Below are 18,254 nucleotides of genomic sequence, written 5' to 3' on the forward strand. Positions count from 1 at the left end.
GTTCACCTCTAACTCCATGAGCTGTTGCACAAGCGTGCCCCAATTAAAAATATCAAATTTTAAAATAATGTAATTCACTGACTGACAACTAAACTAAATTCAAGCTTCAATATTATTCACAGACCACGAAATATCGTCTGGAATCAGGCGCTGGATAATCGGTTGCATTTGCTCAGCATTTTGACCACTGACAAACAGTTCAATCCGCACGTTTTCTTCACGTTCGCTTCCAAATAATAGCTCATTTTTGATCAGAACGCGGGCAGTTTGTCTCGCAACTGCCAAACCAGAGTCAATCAATGTCATTTTATGACCAAAAATATACTGAATTGACGATTTTAGGAAGGGGTAATGTGTACATCCAAGCACCAAATAATCCGCGCCCTGGTCCACAACTGGTTGTAAAAGCAGGCGTAATGTCGCTAGACACGCGGGACTCATCTGTTCTCCGGCCTCCACAAAGGGCACCAGATCCAGACAGGTCACCGGAATGACTTTCACCTGTGCCGGCTCGGCAAAACGGGTCATGACATCTTTAATCAGCTTGCCGCGAAAGGTCGCCGGCGTAGCGAGAACGGCCACCGTTTTCGATTTGGTCGCCAGGACTGCGGGTTTTAAAGCGGGTACCAGTCCAATAATGGGAAAACGTTCACCATAATGGGCACGTAGATAATCCAGACTAAAGGCTGAAGCGGTATTACAAGCCACTACAGCGGCTTTACAGCCACGACGATACAGCCATTCAATTGCATGCGCAGTCAGCTCACGAATGTCCTGATCTTCACGCGGACCGTAGGGTACATTGGCAGTATCGGCATAATAAACGAAGCGCTCATTCGGTAAATATCGCGCAATTTCGAGCGCCACTGACAGTCCTCCGATTCCTGAATCAAAAATCCCAATGGGTGCGTCTGCAGTAACATCAAGGACGGGATCAAGTGTTGAAGAAATCGGATAAATGGCGCTCATACCGGGGCTATGTGCTCAAGTGGACGGACATGCCACAAAGCTTAAACCTCAGGTGCTTAATTGCAAGTCTAAATCTCCACTTTTCAAGCTTAAAACTGTCGCTCCATCCGAATTTTCACTGAGCTCCCCCATTTCCACCAGGTGTAAAAAGGCAGCACGCTGGATCAATGCATTGATGCCGAAACGCACATGCACATAAGGACGCAATTCATCACCAAAAGCCCGCATAAAAATCGGATGCTCTTGATCTACAATAATCACATCCTGCGTTGTCGTAGTGAGCTGGAGATAAGTCTTCCCTTCAATCTCAACCTGATCCACCTGATTGACAAACAGCGGTTCATCTTCCACTTCAATTTCGATCTGCTCAACCGGAGTTTTCAGGTAAAACTTGCCATCTTCCTTCCACAGTACAGTCGAGAACAGGTCAATCATGGCCTGGCGTTTGATCAATTGACCTTCGTGCCACCATTCTCCATTAGCAAAAACCTTGAGATCCATTGCCCCACAATGCTTTGGATGCCACTGCTCTAGAGGGGGGATTGACCTTTTGTGACTGCCCTGTGCATTTTTTATGTATTGTGCAATATTCGTTAAATTTTTATCATCGCTCATGGCTGGATTTTTCGTCGAATGATTGTTCTCTGCTGCGTTATTCATCGTAGAAGACCTTAATGACGGAAAAATAATATGTTTCAGCCAATTGGCTTCAACTGGGTTTAAAACTATACTAGCCCACAAGATTAAAGACACTAAGCTTTTTGTGTCCAGGAATTATAAATACTCATGGCAGCACCTGATCACCCCGATTTTGGTTGCCACCGAATGTAATATGAGGAGTCCTACATGGAGCACATCGAACGCGAATCGATGGAGTTTGACGTAGTCATCGTAGGTGCAGGCCCTGCGGGTCTTTCTGCGGCGATCAAAATCCGTCAGCTTGCAATTGAAAACAACCTGAATGATCTGTCCGTTTGTGTCGTGGAAAAAGGCTCCGAAGTGGGTGCTCATATTCTTTCCGGTGCTGTGCTGGAACCGCGTGCGATCAATGAACTTTTCCCGAACTGGAAAGAAGAAGGCGCTCCGCTGAATGTTCCTGTGACCGAAGACAGAACCTACTTCACCCTGTCTGAAACTACTTATAAAGAAGCACCGCACTGGATGGTGCCAAAAACCATGCATAACGATGGTAACTACGTGATCTCACTGGGTAACGTAGTTCGCTGGTTAGGCCAGAAAGCGGAAGAGCTGGAAGTATCAATCTTCCCGGGCTTTGCTGCTGCTGAAATTCTGTACCATGAAGATGGTTCAGTGAAAGGCATCCAGACTGGTGATATGGGCATTGGTAAAGATGGTGAACCAACCCATAACTTTGCTCCAGGTTATGAACTGCATGCGAAATATACTTTATTCGCTGAAGGCTGCCGTGGTCATCTCGGTAAACGCCTGATCCAGAAATTCAATCTGGACAAAGATGCTGATCCTCAGCACTACGGTATCGGGATTAAAGAACTGTGGGAAATCGATCCTGCCAAGCACAAACCAGGTCTGGTGATGCACGGTGCCGGCTGGCCTTTATCTGAAACCGGTTCTTCAGGCGGCTGGTGGCTGTACCACGCTGAAAACAACCAGGTGACTCTGGGCATGATCGTGGATCTTTCTTATGAAAACCCACATATGTATCCATTCATGGAAATGCAGCGCTGGAAAACCCATCCACTGATTAAACAGTATCTGGAAGGCGGTAAACGTATTTCTTATGGTGCGCGTGCAGTAGTCAAAGGTGGTTTCAACTCTCTGCCTAAATTTACCTTCCCAGGCGGCTGCTTAATCGGTGATGATGCTGGCTTCCTGAACTTTGCCAAGATCAAAGGCTCACACACTGCGATGAAATCAGGCATGCTGTGTGGTGAAGCAGTGTTTGAAGCAATTAAGGCTGGTGTAGAAAAAGGTGGTGACCTTGCGGTTGCTCGTGTGACTGAAGGTGAAGACTTCTTCGAAAAAGAACTGACTGCTTATACCGACAAGTTCAACAACAGCTGGCTAAAAGAAGAGCTTTATAGCGCGCGTAACTTCGGCCCTGCAATGCACAAGTTTGGTCAATGGATCGGTGGTGCATTCAACTTTATTGACCAGAACGTCTTCAAGGTTCCATTTACCCTGCATGACCTGGTGCCAGACTTCAAGACGCTGAAAACTGTTGATGCAGTGAACTTCAAACCGAATTATCCGAAACCGGATGGCAAACTGACCTTTGACCGTCTGTCGTCAGTGTTTATTTCGAATACGGTACATGAAGAGAACCAGCCTGCTCACCTGAAACTGACTGATCCTTCAATTCCAGTGAACGTAAACCTGCCAAAATGGGATGAGCCTGCTCAGCGCTACTGCCCTGCCGGCGTTTATGAAATCATGGAAAATGATGACGGTTCGAAACGCTTCCAGATCAATGCAGCGAACTGTGTACACTGCAAGACCTGTGACATCAAAGACCCATCTCAAAACATCACTTGGGTAACCCCTGAGGGTGCGGGTGGTCCGAACTACCCTAATATGTAATTTGGATATGAGTGATGATTGAGCACTGCTCGGTCATCACGCAAGAGAAAAATCTGTGATTTTTCTTAAGCCATAAAAAAATCCCTGCCAAGTGCAGGGATTTTTTATATCTCGCAGATTCAAATCCCAAGTGCGACACATTTGTAGTTAGTTGAAAAAGTTAGGTGTATTCATAGAATCATTAGACTTTTTCAACTCGCAATTGGAAAGCACACAATGAAGAAATACACCCAACTTTCTCAAGATGAAAGATACGAAATTTATGCTACTTTGAAAAGTAAAAGCTCAATCGCTAACCTTGCTCGGGAGTTAGGGCGTTCACGCTCAACCATCTACCGTGAATTAAAAAGAAATACTGGGCAACGTGGATATAGGGCTCAACAGGCAGCTAAATTTGCAAGTCAAAGACGGTACCGTCCTTCCTCATCAATGACAGCATTTGCCTTCGCCTATATTGATTATTTAATTGGCTTGGACTGGTCACCAGAACAAATTTCAGGTGCTTTAACACAACGCGGTTGGCTGGATGTACCTTCACATGAGTGGATTTACCAGTACATTTATCAAGATAAATCAAAAGGCGGTAAACTCCATCTACACTTAAGGCATCAGAAGAAATATCGAAAACGAGGTTACAAAAACACGGATCGTAGGGGGCAAATCATTGATAAAACAAGTATTCACTGTCGAGACCAGGTCATTGATCAACGACAACGTTTAGGAGATTTCGAAGGTGACACGGTGATTGGTAAACATCATAAAGGTGCTTTATTAACCCTTGTTGATCGAAAGAGCCTGTATGTACATATTGTTCATTTAGGATCAACGAGAGCATCCTCTCAAACGATTACTTGTGCGTTAGATCGTTTACGAATGAGCCATGCTTATAGTGTGACATTTGATAATGGTAAAGAATTTTCCGAACACAAAAGAATTACTGATGCCGGGATAGAGACGTATTTTGCTGATCCTTACAAGTCTATTCAGCGAGCTAGAAATGAAAATACGAATGGTTTAATCCGTCAATATCTGCCAAAATCATCATCGTTTGATGACGTGTCAAACGAACAAATAGAGCAGATAGAATTTGCACTCAACCATCGTCCTAGAAAAACGCTAGGTTGGTATACACCGAGTGAAGTTATGGCTGGTTTTTATACTGTTGCACTTGCCGCTTGAATCCGCCTCTGAATTAAAAAGAATTAGCCTTTCTTCACCAGATAATGAAACTCTTTATTGCCATTTTCATCCAAACGCTCTTCCTGCAGCAATAATTCGTGCCCCAAATGCATACAGAATTTTGGAATATCCCATGACGTTGAATTATCCGTTGCAAAGACCTCAACTACATCACCTGACTTGGACTTACGGATCGCCTGATGCAGCATCATGACTGGCTCAGGACAGCGTAAACCACGGGTATTCAATTGCAGGCTTGGGGTAATTTCAGCGTCAGACATTAGCATGCTCAGAAAGAAAGACGGGCCTATTTTAGCATAAACCTGTGTTTGTACCCATGCCTGCATTTCCCCGCTATTCTAGCTAAGAAGACCTGACTGTAATGGTCACAAAGCACCTCAATAATTGCGATAGACAAGCACGTTTTCTGCGGTATGATAAAATCACGTTTTTTTAGATATTAAGAGTCTTTAGGAAAAATCATGCACGAGGAATCAGGCCCGTCGTGGGGCATGCGCGGCTTACGCAAATGGCTGGGAACTGCACCCGAAACCCGCGACGAACTGTTAAAATTAGTACAAGATTCACGTCGATTTTTAGAACCCGATACAGTGGCGATGCTGGAAGGTGTACTCGACCTTCCAGCGACCAAGATTCGTGAAGTGATGACTCCACGAACTTCCATGATCAGTCTGCAGGAAGATGACCAACTGCTGGATATCCTGCATGTGCTGGTGGAATCTGCTCATTCCCGCTTCCCAGTCTTTTCCGCCGATCAGCCGGATAATGTTGTCGGCATCCTGCTGGCCAAAGACCTGTTACCGTTCCTGACCGAACCAACGTCTAAGGTGGATATTCGTGCCTTGATGCGCCAGCCTCTATTCGTGCCAGAAAGTGCCCGTTCTGACCAGGTTCTGCGTATGCTGAAAAACACCCAGACCCATATTGCGATCGTAATTGATGAATATGGTGCGACTTCTGGTCTAGTCACCCTGGAAGATATTCTGGAAGAGATTGTCGGCGAAATTGAAGATGAGCACGATATTGCTGATGAAGAAGCACAATACATTGTTCCAGATAATGATTCCAAAACGGCTAACACTTGGATCGTGCAAGCCTTAACACCAATTGAATATTTTAATGATCTGCTGGATGCCAATTTCCCGGATGATGAAGTCGAAACCATGGGTGGCTTGCTGTTACAGGAAATTGGCCTGGTGAGTGATCTGGAAGGTCAGGTCGTGGAACTGGATAACTGGGCATTTACCATTCTGGAAGCAGATGCACGCTCCATTCACTCGATCCGGGCTGTGCGTCAATGAGGGCACATTTTGACAAACTGCTCAAGCTGTCCGAAGACTCCAAACAGCTTCCGCTGATTTACCCACTGCTGCTGTCTCTTCTGGCAGGTGCAATCTTTAGCCTTGCCCTGGCACCCTATCATTACTGGTGGCTGGCAATTCTGTCTCCAGCACTGCTGTATGCCTGCCTGCGTCAGCGCTCTGCCAAACAAGCTTTTGGAATTGGTTGGGCATACGGGATTGGTCTCTGGTTTGTCGGTGCCTTCTGGCTGTATACCTCGATCCATGAATATGGGGATACCAGCTCAACTCTCAGCGTGCTGATGATCCTGATCATGGCACTGGTGATGGGACTGTTTACCGCGGTACAGACCTTTCTTTACCGTCGCTTTTTCCCGGAAACTCCGCTGACCTTTGCCCCACTCTGGGTGTTATTTGAATGGGCAAAAACCTGGGTGTTTACCGGCTTCCCATGGCTGTTTGCCGGCTATGCCTTCACCGAACGCTTCCTTGATGGTTATGCACCACTGTTCGGCGTGTTTGGGGTGTCCTTTGTAGTCATTACCTTGGCCTGTGCACTGGTGGAAATCCTGAATCGCCGTGTGTTCTGGGCGGTGCCTTCTGTACTTCTATTATTGGGTGCATGGGGTGCTTCTCAGCTGAATTTTGTGGAACAAAAGGCCGGCAGCAAACCACTGAGTGTTTCTCTGATTCAGGGCAATATTCCGCAAGATTTGAAATGGTTGACCGAATATCAGATCAAAACCCTGCTGATCTACGCCAACCTGACCAAGACTGAATGGGGACGTGACCTGATTGTCTGGCCGGAATCTTCGATTCCCATGTTCCAGACCGATATTCCAGATTTTCTGGATGCCATGAAAAATCAGGCAGAAAAATCTGGAACCTCCTGGGTGACGGGCCTGCCATATTGGGATCTGGCGGAGACCAAAGCTGAAGGCCGTCCGATGTACTACAACAGCATCATGGCCAGCGGTGATGAAGCGAGTGGTCTATACAAGAAACAACGCTTGGTACCTTTCGGGGAATATATTCCACTTTCTGGTGCGCTCAGTTGGGTACTACCTGCCTTGCAGAATGACCCCTCTATGAGTGGTTTCTCGCGTGGTGCACGGGATCAAAAACCGTTAAATGTGAAACAGCATCACCTCGGTTCTGCGATCTGCTATGAAGTGGCTTATCCAAACCTGACCCGTCGCAATGCCCGCCAGAGTGATTTTCTGGTAACCGTTTCCAATGATGCCTGGTTTACCGGGACTGCTGGTCCACAGCAGCATTTACAAATGGTACAGATGCGTGCCAAGGAAAATGGCCGCTGGTTTATCCGAGCAACCAACACCGGTGTGACTGCCTTTATTGACCATAACGGGCATATCGTAAAACGCGCACCAATGGACAAAGAAGCTGTGTTACGTGGTGAGTTGCCTGCCATGCAGGGTGAAACCCTGTATATGAAACTGAGCGACTGGCCGGTACTGATCTTCTCGGCACTGTTGCTATTGATTGGATGGCGTTTCCGTCCGCGTAAAGTAGATGTCAGCTTTAAGTCGAGAAGGTAATTCACCTATGAAGTCCCCCTTTATCAAAGGGGGATTTAGGGGGATTAAATTTATAGCTTATTTTTAATCCCTCCTTTACGAAGCATTGCTTCTCACCCTTTTTAAAAGGGAGGAGCTATAAAAAAACCGAGGCGCAATCCTCGGTTTTTTTTTATTGGGAGAGATGATTAAATCTGTGTAGTGAGATAAGACATCATACTCGCCAAAGACAGCATCGGCAGGTAACGATAGAGTTGAACGATGGTACGCTCAAAAGATGATACATCTTCCTGATGTACATAGCTCACACTAGCTTTTAAGGCAGACCAGAAACACAAAGCCAACAGGCTACTCATCAGGCTCAAGGCAAAGAAACCTACCATAATCTGGCTGCTACCTTCAGTGCTTTGCCATAGATACAACATCCCTTGGCTGACTGGAAGAATACTCAAAACCAAAAGGACAGATTTCAGCATTGACCAATGAAACTGGTTTATTTCATCTCCTAAAATTAATGCTTTCATACTCATCTCCTTTGGCTAAATAAGTGCCATTGAGATCATTATGAGCTTTTTTAGAAAAATGAAAAGTCTATATATCTCCATATTTTACGATATTTGTAATCAATCAATATGGGAATAATTCTTATTATAACTCTCAAATAAAGCTTATTATAAAATTTATATAAGATTCAAAATTTTAGATTATATTTTATAATTAAGAGTTATTATCACTTCACTTAAAATAGAGATATCCAATCAAGTGAAGTGATATATTCCATTACTGGAAATTTATAATGATTCTCAGTTAAGGCTGATAATAAATATCAGCATCAGTACCTTCGCCACCAGACTGACCATCGGCACCAAATGAGTACAGATCAAATGGACGACCATTGGTGCCCGGAATCACATATTGCAGGTCATTATCCCAGCTGTCTTTCGGATAACCGCCTTTGACATAGCCACCTGGCAGCCAGTTTTTTGCTGAAGCTGGTTTATTCACTAAAGCATCTAGACCACCATCCTGCATGCTTGGATATTTGCCATTGTCGAGCTTGTACTGGTCCAGTGAACCAGCCACGCTTTGCAGCTTAATGACAGTTGTATCGACTTTGGCTTTTTCACCACGGCCCATCACATTTGGTACGATCAGTGCAGCCAGTACGCCAAGAATCACGATCACTACCATCACTTCAATCAGGGTAAAACCTGAAGCATGTTTGATACGCGTCATACATGCACCTACTTTTGAAGAACCTAGCTGTTGATTCATCATGTCAGTCCTTTTCATTCAATGTCTCTCATTGCTTAATTTCAAAAATCTGTTTGGGCTTTCTATAATTGGAATTTTACCCATATCCGGTTTAAATCATATTATTCATATTTACAATTGGTAGCATCACTGCAATCACGATCACCAATACAATACTCGCCATCAGCACCAACATCAGTGGTTCCAGCAAAGCCAGTAAAGTCGAAATCAGTGTGGTCACTTCGCGGTCCTGCATAGTCGATGCCCGCTCCAGCATCCGGTCCAGCTCACCGGAAGATTCACCACTACGAATCATTTGTACCATCATCGGTGGGAAATAACCACTACGCTCCAGCTGAGTCGCCAAATTGCCACCTTCAGTCACTTTTTCTGCTGCCAGATTCACTGCATCGCGAATCACCCAGTTATTACTTACCGCTGCACCAATCTTTAGTGCATCAACCAGTGGTACGCCAGAACGGGTCAGAATCGATAAGGTACTGGCAAAACGTGCGGCATTAATGCCACGCGATAATTTCCCAAACAGCGGTAATTTTAGAGTCAGCCGGTCAAAGGCATAATGCCCTGCTGTCGTCCGCAGAAAACGGATTAACAGGAAAATACCGACGGCGCTACCCGCTAATAGAAAAGGCCAAGCCATCCGAATAAAATCGCTGGCTTTCATTAAAGCCACGGTGATCCACGGCAAGGCATCTTTACTCTGGTCAAAGGTTTTGACAATGTCCGGTACCACATAAGTCATCAGTCCCATGACAATGGCAAAGGACATCAGCAGCAAAATGATCGGATAGATCATCGCGCCCTGAATTTTTTTCTGCATGGCAAAGCGGTTTTCGGTATAGTCCGCCAGCTGATCCATGATCAGATCCAGATGTCCAGAACGCTCACCCGCCGCAATGGTGGCAATATATAGTTCCGGAAACCGTCCAGATTGCTGCAAACCCTGCGCGAGACTGTGCCCTTCCAGCACCTTGGAACGCACGGACATCAGCAGGTTCTGCACATGCACCTTTTCGCTCTGCTTGCCCACGGCACGAATCGCTTCTTCCAGCGGAATACCGGCAGCCACCAGCACCGATAATTGTCGGGTCATCAGTGCCAGATCATAAGCCGTGATGCTTTTTTCAAACCAGCGTGGCCGGTAGTGCTTGTCTTTCTGCTCGACCGGATCGACGGAGACCGGAATCAGATCTTTGTCACGTAATTGCTGACGGATCTGACGTGCAGAGTCTCCTTCAAGCACGCCTTTTTGCTGCTTGCCCGAGGCATCAAGCGCGATAAATTGATATGCAGGCATTGTAATGCTCTAATTTTCCCAAAAATTGCGCTAACGCAGTTGCGTCAGACCATCAAAATCATTCATATTCTTAGATATAAATTATCTGCTCACTCTAACACAACTGACTTTTCAGCACGACGAAAATTCATCAGGATGCCTCATTTACCCATGCCCGATCAGCCTGTTTCCCCTGCTCCGATTTATCGCGTCCGTGTCGCCGTGCCTGTACATCTGTTTGACTGTTTTGATTACAGCCTAAGTGCAGGACAATACCAGCAGGCCGAAGTTGGCGCACGCGTGGCAGTATCTTTTGGTCGGCAGCATCTGGTTGGGGTAATTATGGAAAAATTGCCTCCAGATGCTCCATTGGATAGCAGTTTCAAGCTCAAAGACATTACCGAGCTGCTGGATGATCGGGCGATTATTGATGCCAAAGTACTCAATCTGCTGAACTGGTCGGCGCAGTATTATCAGTTCCCGATTGGTGAAGTGGTGCAAAGTGCCCTACCAACATTACTCCGTCAAGGCAAACCTTATAACCTGCTGGCACGTACCTGGAAACTGCTGGATGATCAGGCTGAAGCCAAAGTTCGTCGTTCCGAACGTCAGCAAGAAGCCTATAAGATTTTAAAACTGCATCCTGTCGGTACTACAGAAACCATATTGAATCTGGCGGGTGTTGATACCGCAACCCTGAAGGCTTTAGAGAAAAAAGGTATTTGTGAATGTGTGCTGGAAGCGCAGGATTTTAGCCCACCACCTGTTCAGCTGGCACAGATGCCACTGACTGCAAACCCGGAACAGCAGCATGCCATTCAGCAGGTATTAAAATACAAAAATAAATACCAGGCTTTTTTGCTGGATGGCCTGACCGGCAGCGGCAAGACCGAAGTCTATTTACAGATCATGGGAAAGGTACTGAAACAGGGCAAACAAGTGCTGGTACTGGTACCGGAAATTGGCCTGACCCCGCAAACCATCAGTCGTTTCCAATCACGCTTCCATTGCCATATTGCCCTGCTGCATTCTGGCCTGAATGACTCGAAACGTCTGCAAGCCTGGCAGGCCGCAGAAACCGGTAAAGCCTCGATCGTACTCGGCACCCGTTCTGCAATTTATACCCCAATGCCGAATCTGGGCCTGATTATTCTGGATGAAGAACACGACCTGTCTTTTAAACAGCAGGAAGGCTTCCGCTATCATGCTCGGGACGTGGCCCTGTATCGTGGACATTTACAGCAATGTCCCGTCGTGCTCGGTTCTGCCACGCCAAGCATCGACAGTTATGCATTAGTGGAAAATGGCAAGATGCAGGTGCTGGAACTGAACCAGCGTGCCGGTGCGGCATTGATGCCAAAACTGCATATTCTGGACCTGAAAGTTGCTCAGAAGCAGCATGGCATCAGTCTGCATTTGATTCAGGAAATGCAGAAACGGCTGGATAAAAAGGAACAGGTATTGGTTTTCCTGAACCGTCGTGGTTATGCACCGGTACTGATCTGTGACAGCTGCGGCTGGCAGGCGCAATGCCCGCATTGTGATGCGAATTTCACGGTGCACCGCCAGCCTTATCAGCATCTGCATTGCCACCACTGTGGTACCATTCACCGCATGCCGGATCATTGTCCGAGCTGTAACCATACCGAACTAAAAACCCTAGGCATGGGCACCGGCAAGGTTGAAGAACAGCTGAATGAACTCTTCCCGAATCATGAGGTGATCCGGGTCGATCGCGACTCGACCAGCCGGGTCGGCAGCTGGCAGAAAATCTATGACAAGATTCAGAAAAGCGAACCGGCAATTCTGCTCGGCACCCAAATGTTGGCCAAAGGTCACCATTTCCCTTATGTGACGCTGGTGGCAATCCTGGATATTGACTCTGGCCTGCTGAGTGTCGATTTTCGAGCCACGGAACGTACCGCCCAGCTGATTGTACAGGTGGCGGGCCGTGCTGGCCGTGGTGAACGTAAAGGCGATGTCTATTTACAGACCTTGCGTCCCGATCATGCCTTGCTGAATACTCTGGTCAATGAAAATTACCGTGCTTTCGCCAAACAGACATTGGCACAGCGGCAAATTGCCCGCATGCCACCCTATCGCTATGCGGTGATGATCCGCTGTGAATCACGTGACCAGAACTTAAATACTGAATTCCTACAGAAACATGCAGCGCTGTTGAGGCAATATCAGGACCTTGATCTAGAGATCTGGGGACCAATTCCGGCCCCCATGGAACGCAAGGCGGGACGTTACCAGTCGCATATGGTACTGCTCTCTGCTGAGCGTGCCCGCTTGCACTATTATGTCCGGGCATGGTGGCAGGCCATGCTGCAGGATAAACCCTCTTCCATGAAACTCACGCTAGATGTCGATCCTCAAGAGCTGAGCTAAGCCTGTCTGTGGTACATGAAATAAAATTTAAGGTTAGAAATGTCGATACTGTTGCAAATGACCCTGATTCTGGCGATGGCCCTGCTGTTCGTTCCCATAGCCCGATATCTGAAATTGCCTGCGGTACTTAGCTATTTACTGGTTGGACTGTTGCTGGGTTCCGGTGTATTAGGGCTAGAAATTGATCCTGCCCTGCAATCTAGATTACTCGAAGTCAGCATTTTGACATTATTATTCTGGGTGGGCCTGCAGCTACAGCCACAACGCTTTCTCCAGATCAAGCAATCGACCTGGATTTCAACGGCAGTCCTAGTCTTTGGTTCCGCGACAGTATTCACCCTATTAGCTGCTCTATTGCTACAGCAAAGTCTGGTCAGTAGTGTGGTCATTGGGCTAGCAGGCAGCTTGTCTGCCATGAGCCTAAGTATTCAGCAGCTGATACGTCAGGATCAGCTCAATACCAGCCATGGACAGCTCAGCTATAGCAGCCTGCTGATTCAGGCACTGCTCGTGATTCCTTTAATCGCTGTGATTCCCCTGTTTGCGGGCATGAACTCTACCGAACATGGCGTGGCCTATTTTGCTGCGATCATCGCGACCTTTACCGGGTTATTCCTGTGCAATCGTTATTTGATGCAGCCCCTCTATCGCTGGATCGCCCGTAGCCACAGTCATGACCTACATGCAGTCGTCGCGATTTCTGTAACGCTAGGGCTGCTAGTTCTAATGCAAACTCTGGGACTGAATCTCTATCTGGGTGCTCTATTTGCCGGTATCCTGTTAGCAGATTCTGAATTTAAATCCCATGTTGATCATGCGGTACAGCCATTTCAAGGCTTACTGATCGGATTATGTTTTATTAGTATCGGTCTAGCGATTCAGTTACCCGATGTACTGAACATACCGGGACTGATCATTGGCGGTACTTTGCTGCTGGTTCTATGTAAATTTGCACTGAGTCTGGCGATTGCCCGTTATTACCAAAACAGCTGGCGCACCAGCAGCTTGATGGCCGCCAGTCTGGCACAGGGTGGTGAATTTGCCTTTGTTGCCTTGATCATTGCCATAAACCATCAAATACTGGATCAACAATTACTGTCCCTATTGCTGGCAATAGTTTCATTGTCCATGCTGTTTACGCCACTCTTATACTGGCTGCTGGATCGTCAAATTTTGCCCCGACTGAACAAGCCATCTTATCTGGTCACAGACTTTGAACAGCAGAGTGAAAGTCTGCCTACTACGCCGATTCTATTGATCGGCTTTGGCCGTTTTGGGCAGATCATCGGACGGATTCTGCATCAACAAGGTCTGAGCTTTAGCGTCATGGACAATAGCGTGGAAGCCTCTAATCTACTCAAAGAACAAGGCATTCCCTTTTATCAGGCTGATGCAACTGAACCCACTTCATTACAGTTAGTTGATATTGATTCTAAACAGCAGATCATCGTTGCGATTGATGATATTGAAGACTCGCTACTGGTCGTACGTCATCTACGCTGGAATTATCCCGATCTGAAATTATGGGTACGTGCCCGGGATCGTCATCATGCACATTTGCTGAGTGAACTGGGTGTGGAACAGATTTTCCGGGAAACCTATCTCTCTGCCTTGGCGCTGACCCAAGCATTTCTGACCGAAACCATTCAGTCTGTCGAGGACGCCAAACAGGCAGTTTTAAAATTCAAAAAACACGATGAAGCTTTGCTTACAGCTCAGCAGCAAGCTGAACCGGGTTCTGCCCCACTATATGAACAGCACCACAGCAGCATGGCTGAACTCAGCCATCTATTTGAACAGGATCAGCATGGCAAAACCATCAACAAGCTAATACAGAAACAACAGAATTCAAACGGCACAGGAATTGATGCTTTAACAGATGATCTGTCATAACTTGTGTTTTACAATAGTGCCACCATTAAAGCAGGGTTATGGAGAATTTTATGTCTGATTTACGCCAACGCTTTTTTATTGAAGATAGCCCTGTTCGTGGTGAAGTAGTGCATCTTCAGGAAACTTTACAAACCATTCTGGCACAGCGTAACTACGCCCCTGCGGTACAAATCCTGATTGGTGAAATGCTCAGTGCGACGGCGCTACTGGCTAGCACCCTGAAAATCAAGGGCCGTATCAGTCTGCAGATTCAGGCTTCGGGTACCTTTAAATGGGCCATGGCTGAATGTAACCATCTGGGTGAAGTCCGTGCGTTGGCAGATTATGAAGAAGACCCACGTTTTCAGGTCGCTGAAGACAGCAGTACCGTTTTAAAATCCCTGACCAATCCGGTGCTATTTATCAATATCGAACCAGAATTTGGTGAACGTTATCAGGGGATTGTTCCGCTGGATCGTGACACGCTGGCTGGTTGCCTGATGCAATACTATGACCTGTCTGCCCAGATTCCGACCCATATTGTATTGGCGAGTGACCTGAAACGCTCTGGCGGTCTGCTGATCCAGCTGTTGCCACGTAACAGCGAAGAAGAGCAACGCCGTGTCGATGAAGACCTGTGGCCACGTCTGACCATGCTGACCGAAACATTGAAAGCCGAAGAGCTGATTGGTCTGGATGCCAATGAAATCCTGTATCGCCTGTATAACGAAGAACAGGTACGTTTACCGGAAGTCGAACATTTGAAATTCGGCTGTACCTGTTCCAAAGAGCGTTGTGCCCTTGCCCTACAGCAGATTGGTGCAGAAGCAGTACGTGAGACCCTGGAATTCCAGAATCCGATTGAAATGAACTGCCAGTTCTGTAATAGCCACTACACTTTTACCGCTGAAGAAGCGCTGGGTTTATTTGGTGAACATCTCAGTTAATGACTGAAACAGGTCTTTTAAAAGCACTCCATTGGGGTAATGCCAGTCAGTTAAGCAAATATTAGAAAAATGTAGTAAAAATGAGTGTATGTAAATACGCTCATTTTTTTATGTCTTTATCTGAACATTTAGAATCCACTCTTGAACATGCTCTCCCATCACTTAGCCATTTTTGTGAACTTATTGACTTAAATTGGATTGAAACATCTCTGCATCAAACAGGTAAGGCATCGATCAGAAGGAGAAAATTACCTGCTGAGCACGTGGTTTGGCTTGTTCTTGGGCTTGCCTTGTTTCGCAATCAACCCATCAGCTATGTGGTAGAACAATTAAAACTCGTGTTTGGTACAACAGATTATTGTGTTCCTAGTGCAGCTGTCCAAGCTCGACAACGTTTAGGTCGAGAACCCTTAGCCGCCTTATTCTCCTTAATCAGCCAAGCATGGTTTGATGAATCACAACAACAATATTCAACCTTTCAAGGTCTTAGTGTATGTGCTGTTGACGGGGTGGTTTGGTCTATGCCACTGACCAAGGAGAATTTTAATCATTTTGGCTCATCTAAAGGTAAAACTGCTGTAGCACCTTACCCACAAGTTAGAGCCACGTGTCTAGTGAATACCAATACTCATGAAATCATAGATGCCCAAATAGGCAGTATGGATCAAGGTGAACTCACATTAGTAAATCAATTATCTCCTCCAGCACAAAGTATTACTTTGTTTGATCGAGCTTATTTCTCTGCTGATTTTTTAATAGGCTGGCAAACACGTGGAGAATCAAGTCATTGGCTGATGCGAGCAAAAGATAATTTACGTTATGACATAATTAAACGGAATTCCCCACATGATTTTCATATCAGGATGCCAATATCAGCAAGAGCCAAAAAACTTAATCCAGCATTAGGAGATTACTGGGAAGCACGTTTAATTGAAGTTGAGCAGGCAGGAAAAATCAGACGTTACATTACTTCATTATTAGATTCAAAGACATACCCACTTATAGCCTTGGCAAAGTTATATGCTCAGCGTTGGGAAATTGAAATGTGTTACCGAGAAATTAAAAGCAATTTACAGGAAGGTAAGCACTTAAGGAGCAAACAGCCAGACTTAATTTATCAAGAATTATGGGGTGTCTTGATTGCTTATAATGTTCTAAGAAGACAAATGAAATATATGGCTCAACGTGCCAAAGTAAGCCCGTTGAGGATCAGTTTTCATATTGCATCTATTGCCCTTCTTAATTTACTCAGATTCGACTCTTTGGCTTCTGCAGGTAATCTACCCAAACATCTGGAAAGTTTAATGGAGAAATCTAATCGGTATGTTATACCTGAGAGAAGAGTGAGGAGTTATCCAAGGGTTGTAAAAGGAAAACCTCAAAAATACCCAAGAAAAAGCCAGTCAATCTCTTAACTGACTGGCATTACTCCATTGGGGTGCTTTTTTATTTTCGAACATTGACCCAAATGTCCTTATAAAAATATACAAATGTAATTTATTTAAAATCTGCAATCTGGTTAAAATCTTTATACCGATAAAAGTCAAAAATAGTAACGGTGCTTTGCACGCAAAACAAAAAATCGAAAAATAAACGGAAGGCTTTAGATGAAAATTCAATATTGGATGGGGTTGGCACTGTGTGTTATTCAAGGCTTCGCGAATGCAGCGGACATTAGCGGTACATGGAAAGCCATTGATGACAAAACCGGCTACGCACGCGCAGATGTTGAAATCAGCAAACTCGAAGACGGCACCTATACCGGCAAAGTGGTTCGTATCCATGCTATTCCTAATCGCCCGGCAAATACCCATTGCACTAAATGCAAAGGGGAACTCAAAGATGCCCCTATTTTAGGTTTATCTATCTTGAGCGGTTTGAAACCGAGTCCCAACAAGAGAAATGAATTTATCGATGGCTCTATCCTGGATCCACTGAACGGCAACGTGTATAAAAGCAAGGGAACACTGAATTCACGCGGGAATGTACTGACCTTGCGTGGCTATGTCGGCACCCCGATCCTGGGACGTACGGTATCTTGGGTCAGAGCCCATTAAAGTCCTATTTCATTGATTTACAATAATTCCTGCTGTCTAGATAAGGTCTGAATTTATCTAGGCAGCGTTTCGCTCTTTATTTTTCAATTTCCTGATCACTTAAATTTTAACTTGGTCGCATATTCCCTATTTAGTGTGATTTTTCATCAGACTTGGCTCTAATTTTATTCACTTTTATTGAATTATTTTCTGGTAATTAATCTATTTTTCACGCTATATTAATCCCATAATATTTTTATGGTTTTATTTTAAAGCGGCTTTTTTGAAATCAATTGGGGGATATATGGCTATGAAATTCAAACTGTTCGGTTCCATAATTTTTGCAGCAGTAAGTACTATCAGCCTCGCGGCTTCTACTAATAGCGATCCCCTAGTCGGGCACTGGAAAACTATTGATGACCGTACCGGTTACTCCCTAGCCGATGTAGTCATTAGTAAGGATAGTCAGAACCGTTATATCGCCAAGATTGTACACGTGCGTGAAATCCCTGGGGCGGCCCGACAGCAGACCTGTAGCCAATGCAAAGGTGCACTCAAGGATCAGCCACTAGTGGGATTGACCATGCTGAAAGGACTAAGCATCAATCCGGACAATGAACAGGAATTTATTAACGGCACCCTGCTCGATCCAGTTTCCGGTCAGGTTTATCAGGCACGCGCCCGCTTAAAAAATAATGGCCGTCATCTGGCGATTCACAGCCGCACTGAAGGTGCACCGGTCGGCCGCAACATGACCTGGATCAAAGAATAAAAAATATTTTAAAGTTTTTAAAAGCCCATTTTGGGCTTTTTTATAAGCCAAAAGCTAGACTCAGCACCAAGAACAAGCACTCCACTTTGCATAGCTGTGTGGCTATTTCTATGAT

At 45.6% G+C, this 18,254-nt stretch carries 16 protein-coding genes; 10 read left to right on the plus strand and 6 right to left on the minus strand.

The features are described 5' to 3' along the window. Positions 1-99: 99 nt before the first annotated feature. A complete protein-coding gene (gene murI, locus ABEF84_RS13705) occupies positions 100-969 on the minus strand; it encodes a glutamate racemase (RefSeq protein WP_034587873.1) in 870 nt (289 codons plus the stop codon). A gap of 48 nt (positions 970-1,017) precedes the next feature. After that, positions 1,018-1,629, minus strand: coding sequence for a DUF1285 domain-containing protein (locus ABEF84_RS13710; RefSeq protein ID WP_034587871.1), 612 nt, complete (start codon positions 1,627-1,629; stop codon positions 1,018-1,020). A 186-nt stretch (positions 1,630-1,815) separates the two neighbouring features. On the opposite strand from ABEF84_RS13710, the gene ABEF84_RS13715 reads away from it, so the two are divergent. Both ABEF84_RS13715 and ABEF84_RS13720 read left to right on the plus strand, forming a co-directional pair. Then, positions 1,816-3,528, plus strand: a complete 1,713-nt coding sequence (locus tag ABEF84_RS13715) for an electron transfer flavoprotein-ubiquinone oxidoreductase (RefSeq protein ID WP_034587868.1) — start codon at positions 1,816-1,818, stop codon at positions 3,526-3,528. Positions 3,529-3,744: 216 nt separating this feature from the next. Next, positions 3,745-4,707 carry an IS30-like element IS18 family transposase gene (locus ABEF84_RS13720; RefSeq protein ID WP_075174500.1) on the plus strand — a complete coding sequence of 321 codons (963 nt, stop codon included), beginning with the start codon at positions 3,745-3,747 and terminating at the stop codon, positions 4,705-4,707. 23 nt (positions 4,708-4,730) lie between these two features. Here ABEF84_RS13720 and tusA read toward each other — a convergent pair whose 3' ends face one another. Continuing rightward, the gene (gene tusA / locus ABEF84_RS13725; protein WP_034587933.1) at positions 4,731-4,988 is read right to left on the minus strand and encodes a sulfurtransferase TusA; all 258 of its coding nucleotides are present in this window, start codon (positions 4,986-4,988) and stop codon (positions 4,731-4,733) included. A gap of 201 nt (positions 4,989-5,189) precedes the next feature. On the opposite strand from tusA, the gene ABEF84_RS13730 reads away from it, so the two are divergent. Further along, positions 5,190-6,029, plus strand: a complete 840-nt coding sequence (locus ABEF84_RS13730; protein WP_034587865.1) for an HlyC/CorC family transporter — start codon at positions 5,190-5,192, stop codon at positions 6,027-6,029. Then, positions 6,026-7,588: an apolipoprotein N-acyltransferase gene (gene lnt / locus ABEF84_RS13735; RefSeq protein WP_034587863.1), complete on the plus strand. Its 1,563-nt coding sequence runs from the start codon at positions 6,026-6,028 to the stop codon at positions 7,586-7,588. Before ABEF84_RS13730 ends, lnt begins: the two co-directional genes overlap by 4 nt. 167 nt (positions 7,589-7,755) lie before the next feature. Here lnt and ABEF84_RS13740 read toward each other — a convergent pair whose 3' ends face one another. The 3 genes from ABEF84_RS13740 to gspF all read right to left on the minus strand — a co-directional run bounded on the left by ABEF84_RS13740 (position 7,756) and on the right by gspF (position 10,139). Beyond that, the gene (locus tag ABEF84_RS13740) at positions 7,756-8,091 is read right to left on the minus strand and encodes a hypothetical protein (protein ID WP_034587861.1); all 336 of its coding nucleotides are present in this window, start codon (positions 8,089-8,091) and stop codon (positions 7,756-7,758) included. Between the two features lie 283 nt (positions 8,092-8,374). Then, complete coding sequence (gene gspG / locus ABEF84_RS13745; RefSeq protein WP_347454182.1) at positions 8,375-8,842, minus strand: type II secretion system major pseudopilin GspG; 468 nt, start codon at positions 8,840-8,842, stop codon at positions 8,375-8,377. 91 nt (positions 8,843-8,933) lie between these two features. Then, positions 8,934-10,139, minus strand: a complete 1,206-nt coding sequence (gene gspF / locus ABEF84_RS13750; RefSeq protein ID WP_034587860.1) for a type II secretion system inner membrane protein GspF — start codon at positions 10,137-10,139, stop codon at positions 8,934-8,936. A 150-nt stretch (positions 10,140-10,289) separates the two neighbouring features. Between gspF and ABEF84_RS13755 the strand changes: the two genes are divergently transcribed. The 6 genes from ABEF84_RS13755 (at position 10,290) to ABEF84_RS13780 (ending at position 18,139) form a co-directional block, all read left to right on the plus strand. Further along, positions 10,290-12,512: a primosomal protein N' gene (locus tag ABEF84_RS13755; protein ID WP_034587858.1), complete on the plus strand. Its 2,223-nt coding sequence runs from the start codon at positions 10,290-10,292 to the stop codon at positions 12,510-12,512. Positions 12,513-12,551: 39 nt separating this feature from the next. Next, positions 12,552-14,405 carry a cation:proton antiporter gene (locus ABEF84_RS13760; protein WP_034587857.1) on the plus strand — a complete coding sequence of 618 codons (1,854 nt, stop codon included), beginning with the start codon at positions 12,552-12,554 and terminating at the stop codon, positions 14,403-14,405. 50 nt (positions 14,406-14,455) lie between these two features. Continuing rightward, positions 14,456-15,331 (plus strand): Hsp33 family molecular chaperone HslO, encoded by an 876-nt coding sequence (gene hslO, locus ABEF84_RS13765; protein ID WP_034587856.1) that lies wholly within the window; start codon positions 14,456-14,458, stop codon positions 15,329-15,331. A 110-nt stretch (positions 15,332-15,441) separates the two neighbouring features. Continuing rightward, positions 15,442-16,746 (plus strand): IS4 family transposase, encoded by a 1,305-nt coding sequence (locus ABEF84_RS13770; protein ID WP_347464086.1) that lies wholly within the window; start codon positions 15,442-15,444, stop codon positions 16,744-16,746. 192 nt (positions 16,747-16,938) lie between these two features. Beyond that, a complete protein-coding gene (locus ABEF84_RS13775; protein ID WP_034587043.1) occupies positions 16,939-17,388 on the plus strand; it encodes a DUF2147 domain-containing protein in 450 nt (149 codons plus the stop codon). A gap of 283 nt (positions 17,389-17,671) precedes the next feature. Further along, a complete protein-coding gene (locus ABEF84_RS13780) occupies positions 17,672-18,139 on the plus strand; it encodes a DUF2147 domain-containing protein (protein ID WP_227504162.1) in 468 nt (155 codons plus the stop codon). Positions 18,140-18,254 lie beyond the last annotated feature (115 nt).

Origin of the sequence: Acinetobacter sp. ANC 7912, assembly GCF_039862785.1 — a bacterium.
Taxonomy (GTDB): domain Bacteria; phylum Pseudomonadota; class Gammaproteobacteria; order Pseudomonadales; family Moraxellaceae; genus Acinetobacter; species Acinetobacter thermotolerans.

Coding starts and splice junctions, on each gene's coding strand:
- lnt (WP_034587863.1), top strand. CDS start 6,026: ATGAGGGCACATTTTGACAAACTGCTCAAGCTGTCCGAAGACTCCAAA.
- gspG (WP_347454182.1), bottom strand. CDS start 8,842: ATGAATCAACAGCTAGGTTCTTCAAAAGTAGGTGCATGTATGACGCGT.
- gspF (WP_034587860.1), bottom strand. CDS start 10,139: ATGCCTGCATATCAATTTATCGCGCTTGATGCCTCGGGCAAGCAGCAA.
- ABEF84_RS13775 (WP_034587043.1), top strand. CDS start 16,939: ATGAAAATTCAATATTGGATGGGGTTGGCACTGTGTGTTATTCAAGGC.
- ABEF84_RS13730 (WP_034587865.1), top strand. CDS start 5,190: ATGCACGAGGAATCAGGCCCGTCGTGGGGCATGCGCGGCTTACGCAAA.
- murI (WP_034587873.1), bottom strand. CDS start 969: ATGAGCGCCATTTATCCGATTTCTTCAACACTTGATCCCGTCCTTGAT.
- hslO (WP_034587856.1), top strand. CDS start 14,456: ATGTCTGATTTACGCCAACGCTTTTTTATTGAAGATAGCCCTGTTCGT.
- ABEF84_RS13780 (WP_227504162.1), top strand. CDS start 17,672: ATGGCTATGAAATTCAAACTGTTCGGTTCCATAATTTTTGCAGCAGTA.
- ABEF84_RS13715 (WP_034587868.1), top strand. CDS start 1,816: ATGGAGCACATCGAACGCGAATCGATGGAGTTTGACGTAGTCATCGTA.
- ABEF84_RS13770 (WP_347464086.1), top strand. CDS start 15,442: ATGTCTTTATCTGAACATTTAGAATCCACTCTTGAACATGCTCTCCCA.
- ABEF84_RS13760 (WP_034587857.1), top strand. CDS start 12,552: ATGTCGATACTGTTGCAAATGACCCTGATTCTGGCGATGGCCCTGCTG.
- ABEF84_RS13710 (WP_034587871.1), bottom strand. CDS start 1,629: ATGAATAACGCAGCAGAGAACAATCATTCGACGAAAAATCCAGCCATG.
- ABEF84_RS13740 (WP_034587861.1), bottom strand. CDS start 8,091: ATGAAAGCATTAATTTTAGGAGATGAAATAAACCAGTTTCATTGGTCA.
- ABEF84_RS13755 (WP_034587858.1), top strand. CDS start 10,290: ATGCCCGATCAGCCTGTTTCCCCTGCTCCGATTTATCGCGTCCGTGTC.
- tusA (WP_034587933.1), bottom strand. CDS start 4,988: ATGTCTGACGCTGAAATTACCCCAAGCCTGCAATTGAATACCCGTGGT.
- ABEF84_RS13720 (WP_075174500.1), top strand. CDS start 3,745: ATGAAGAAATACACCCAACTTTCTCAAGATGAAAGATACGAAATTTAT.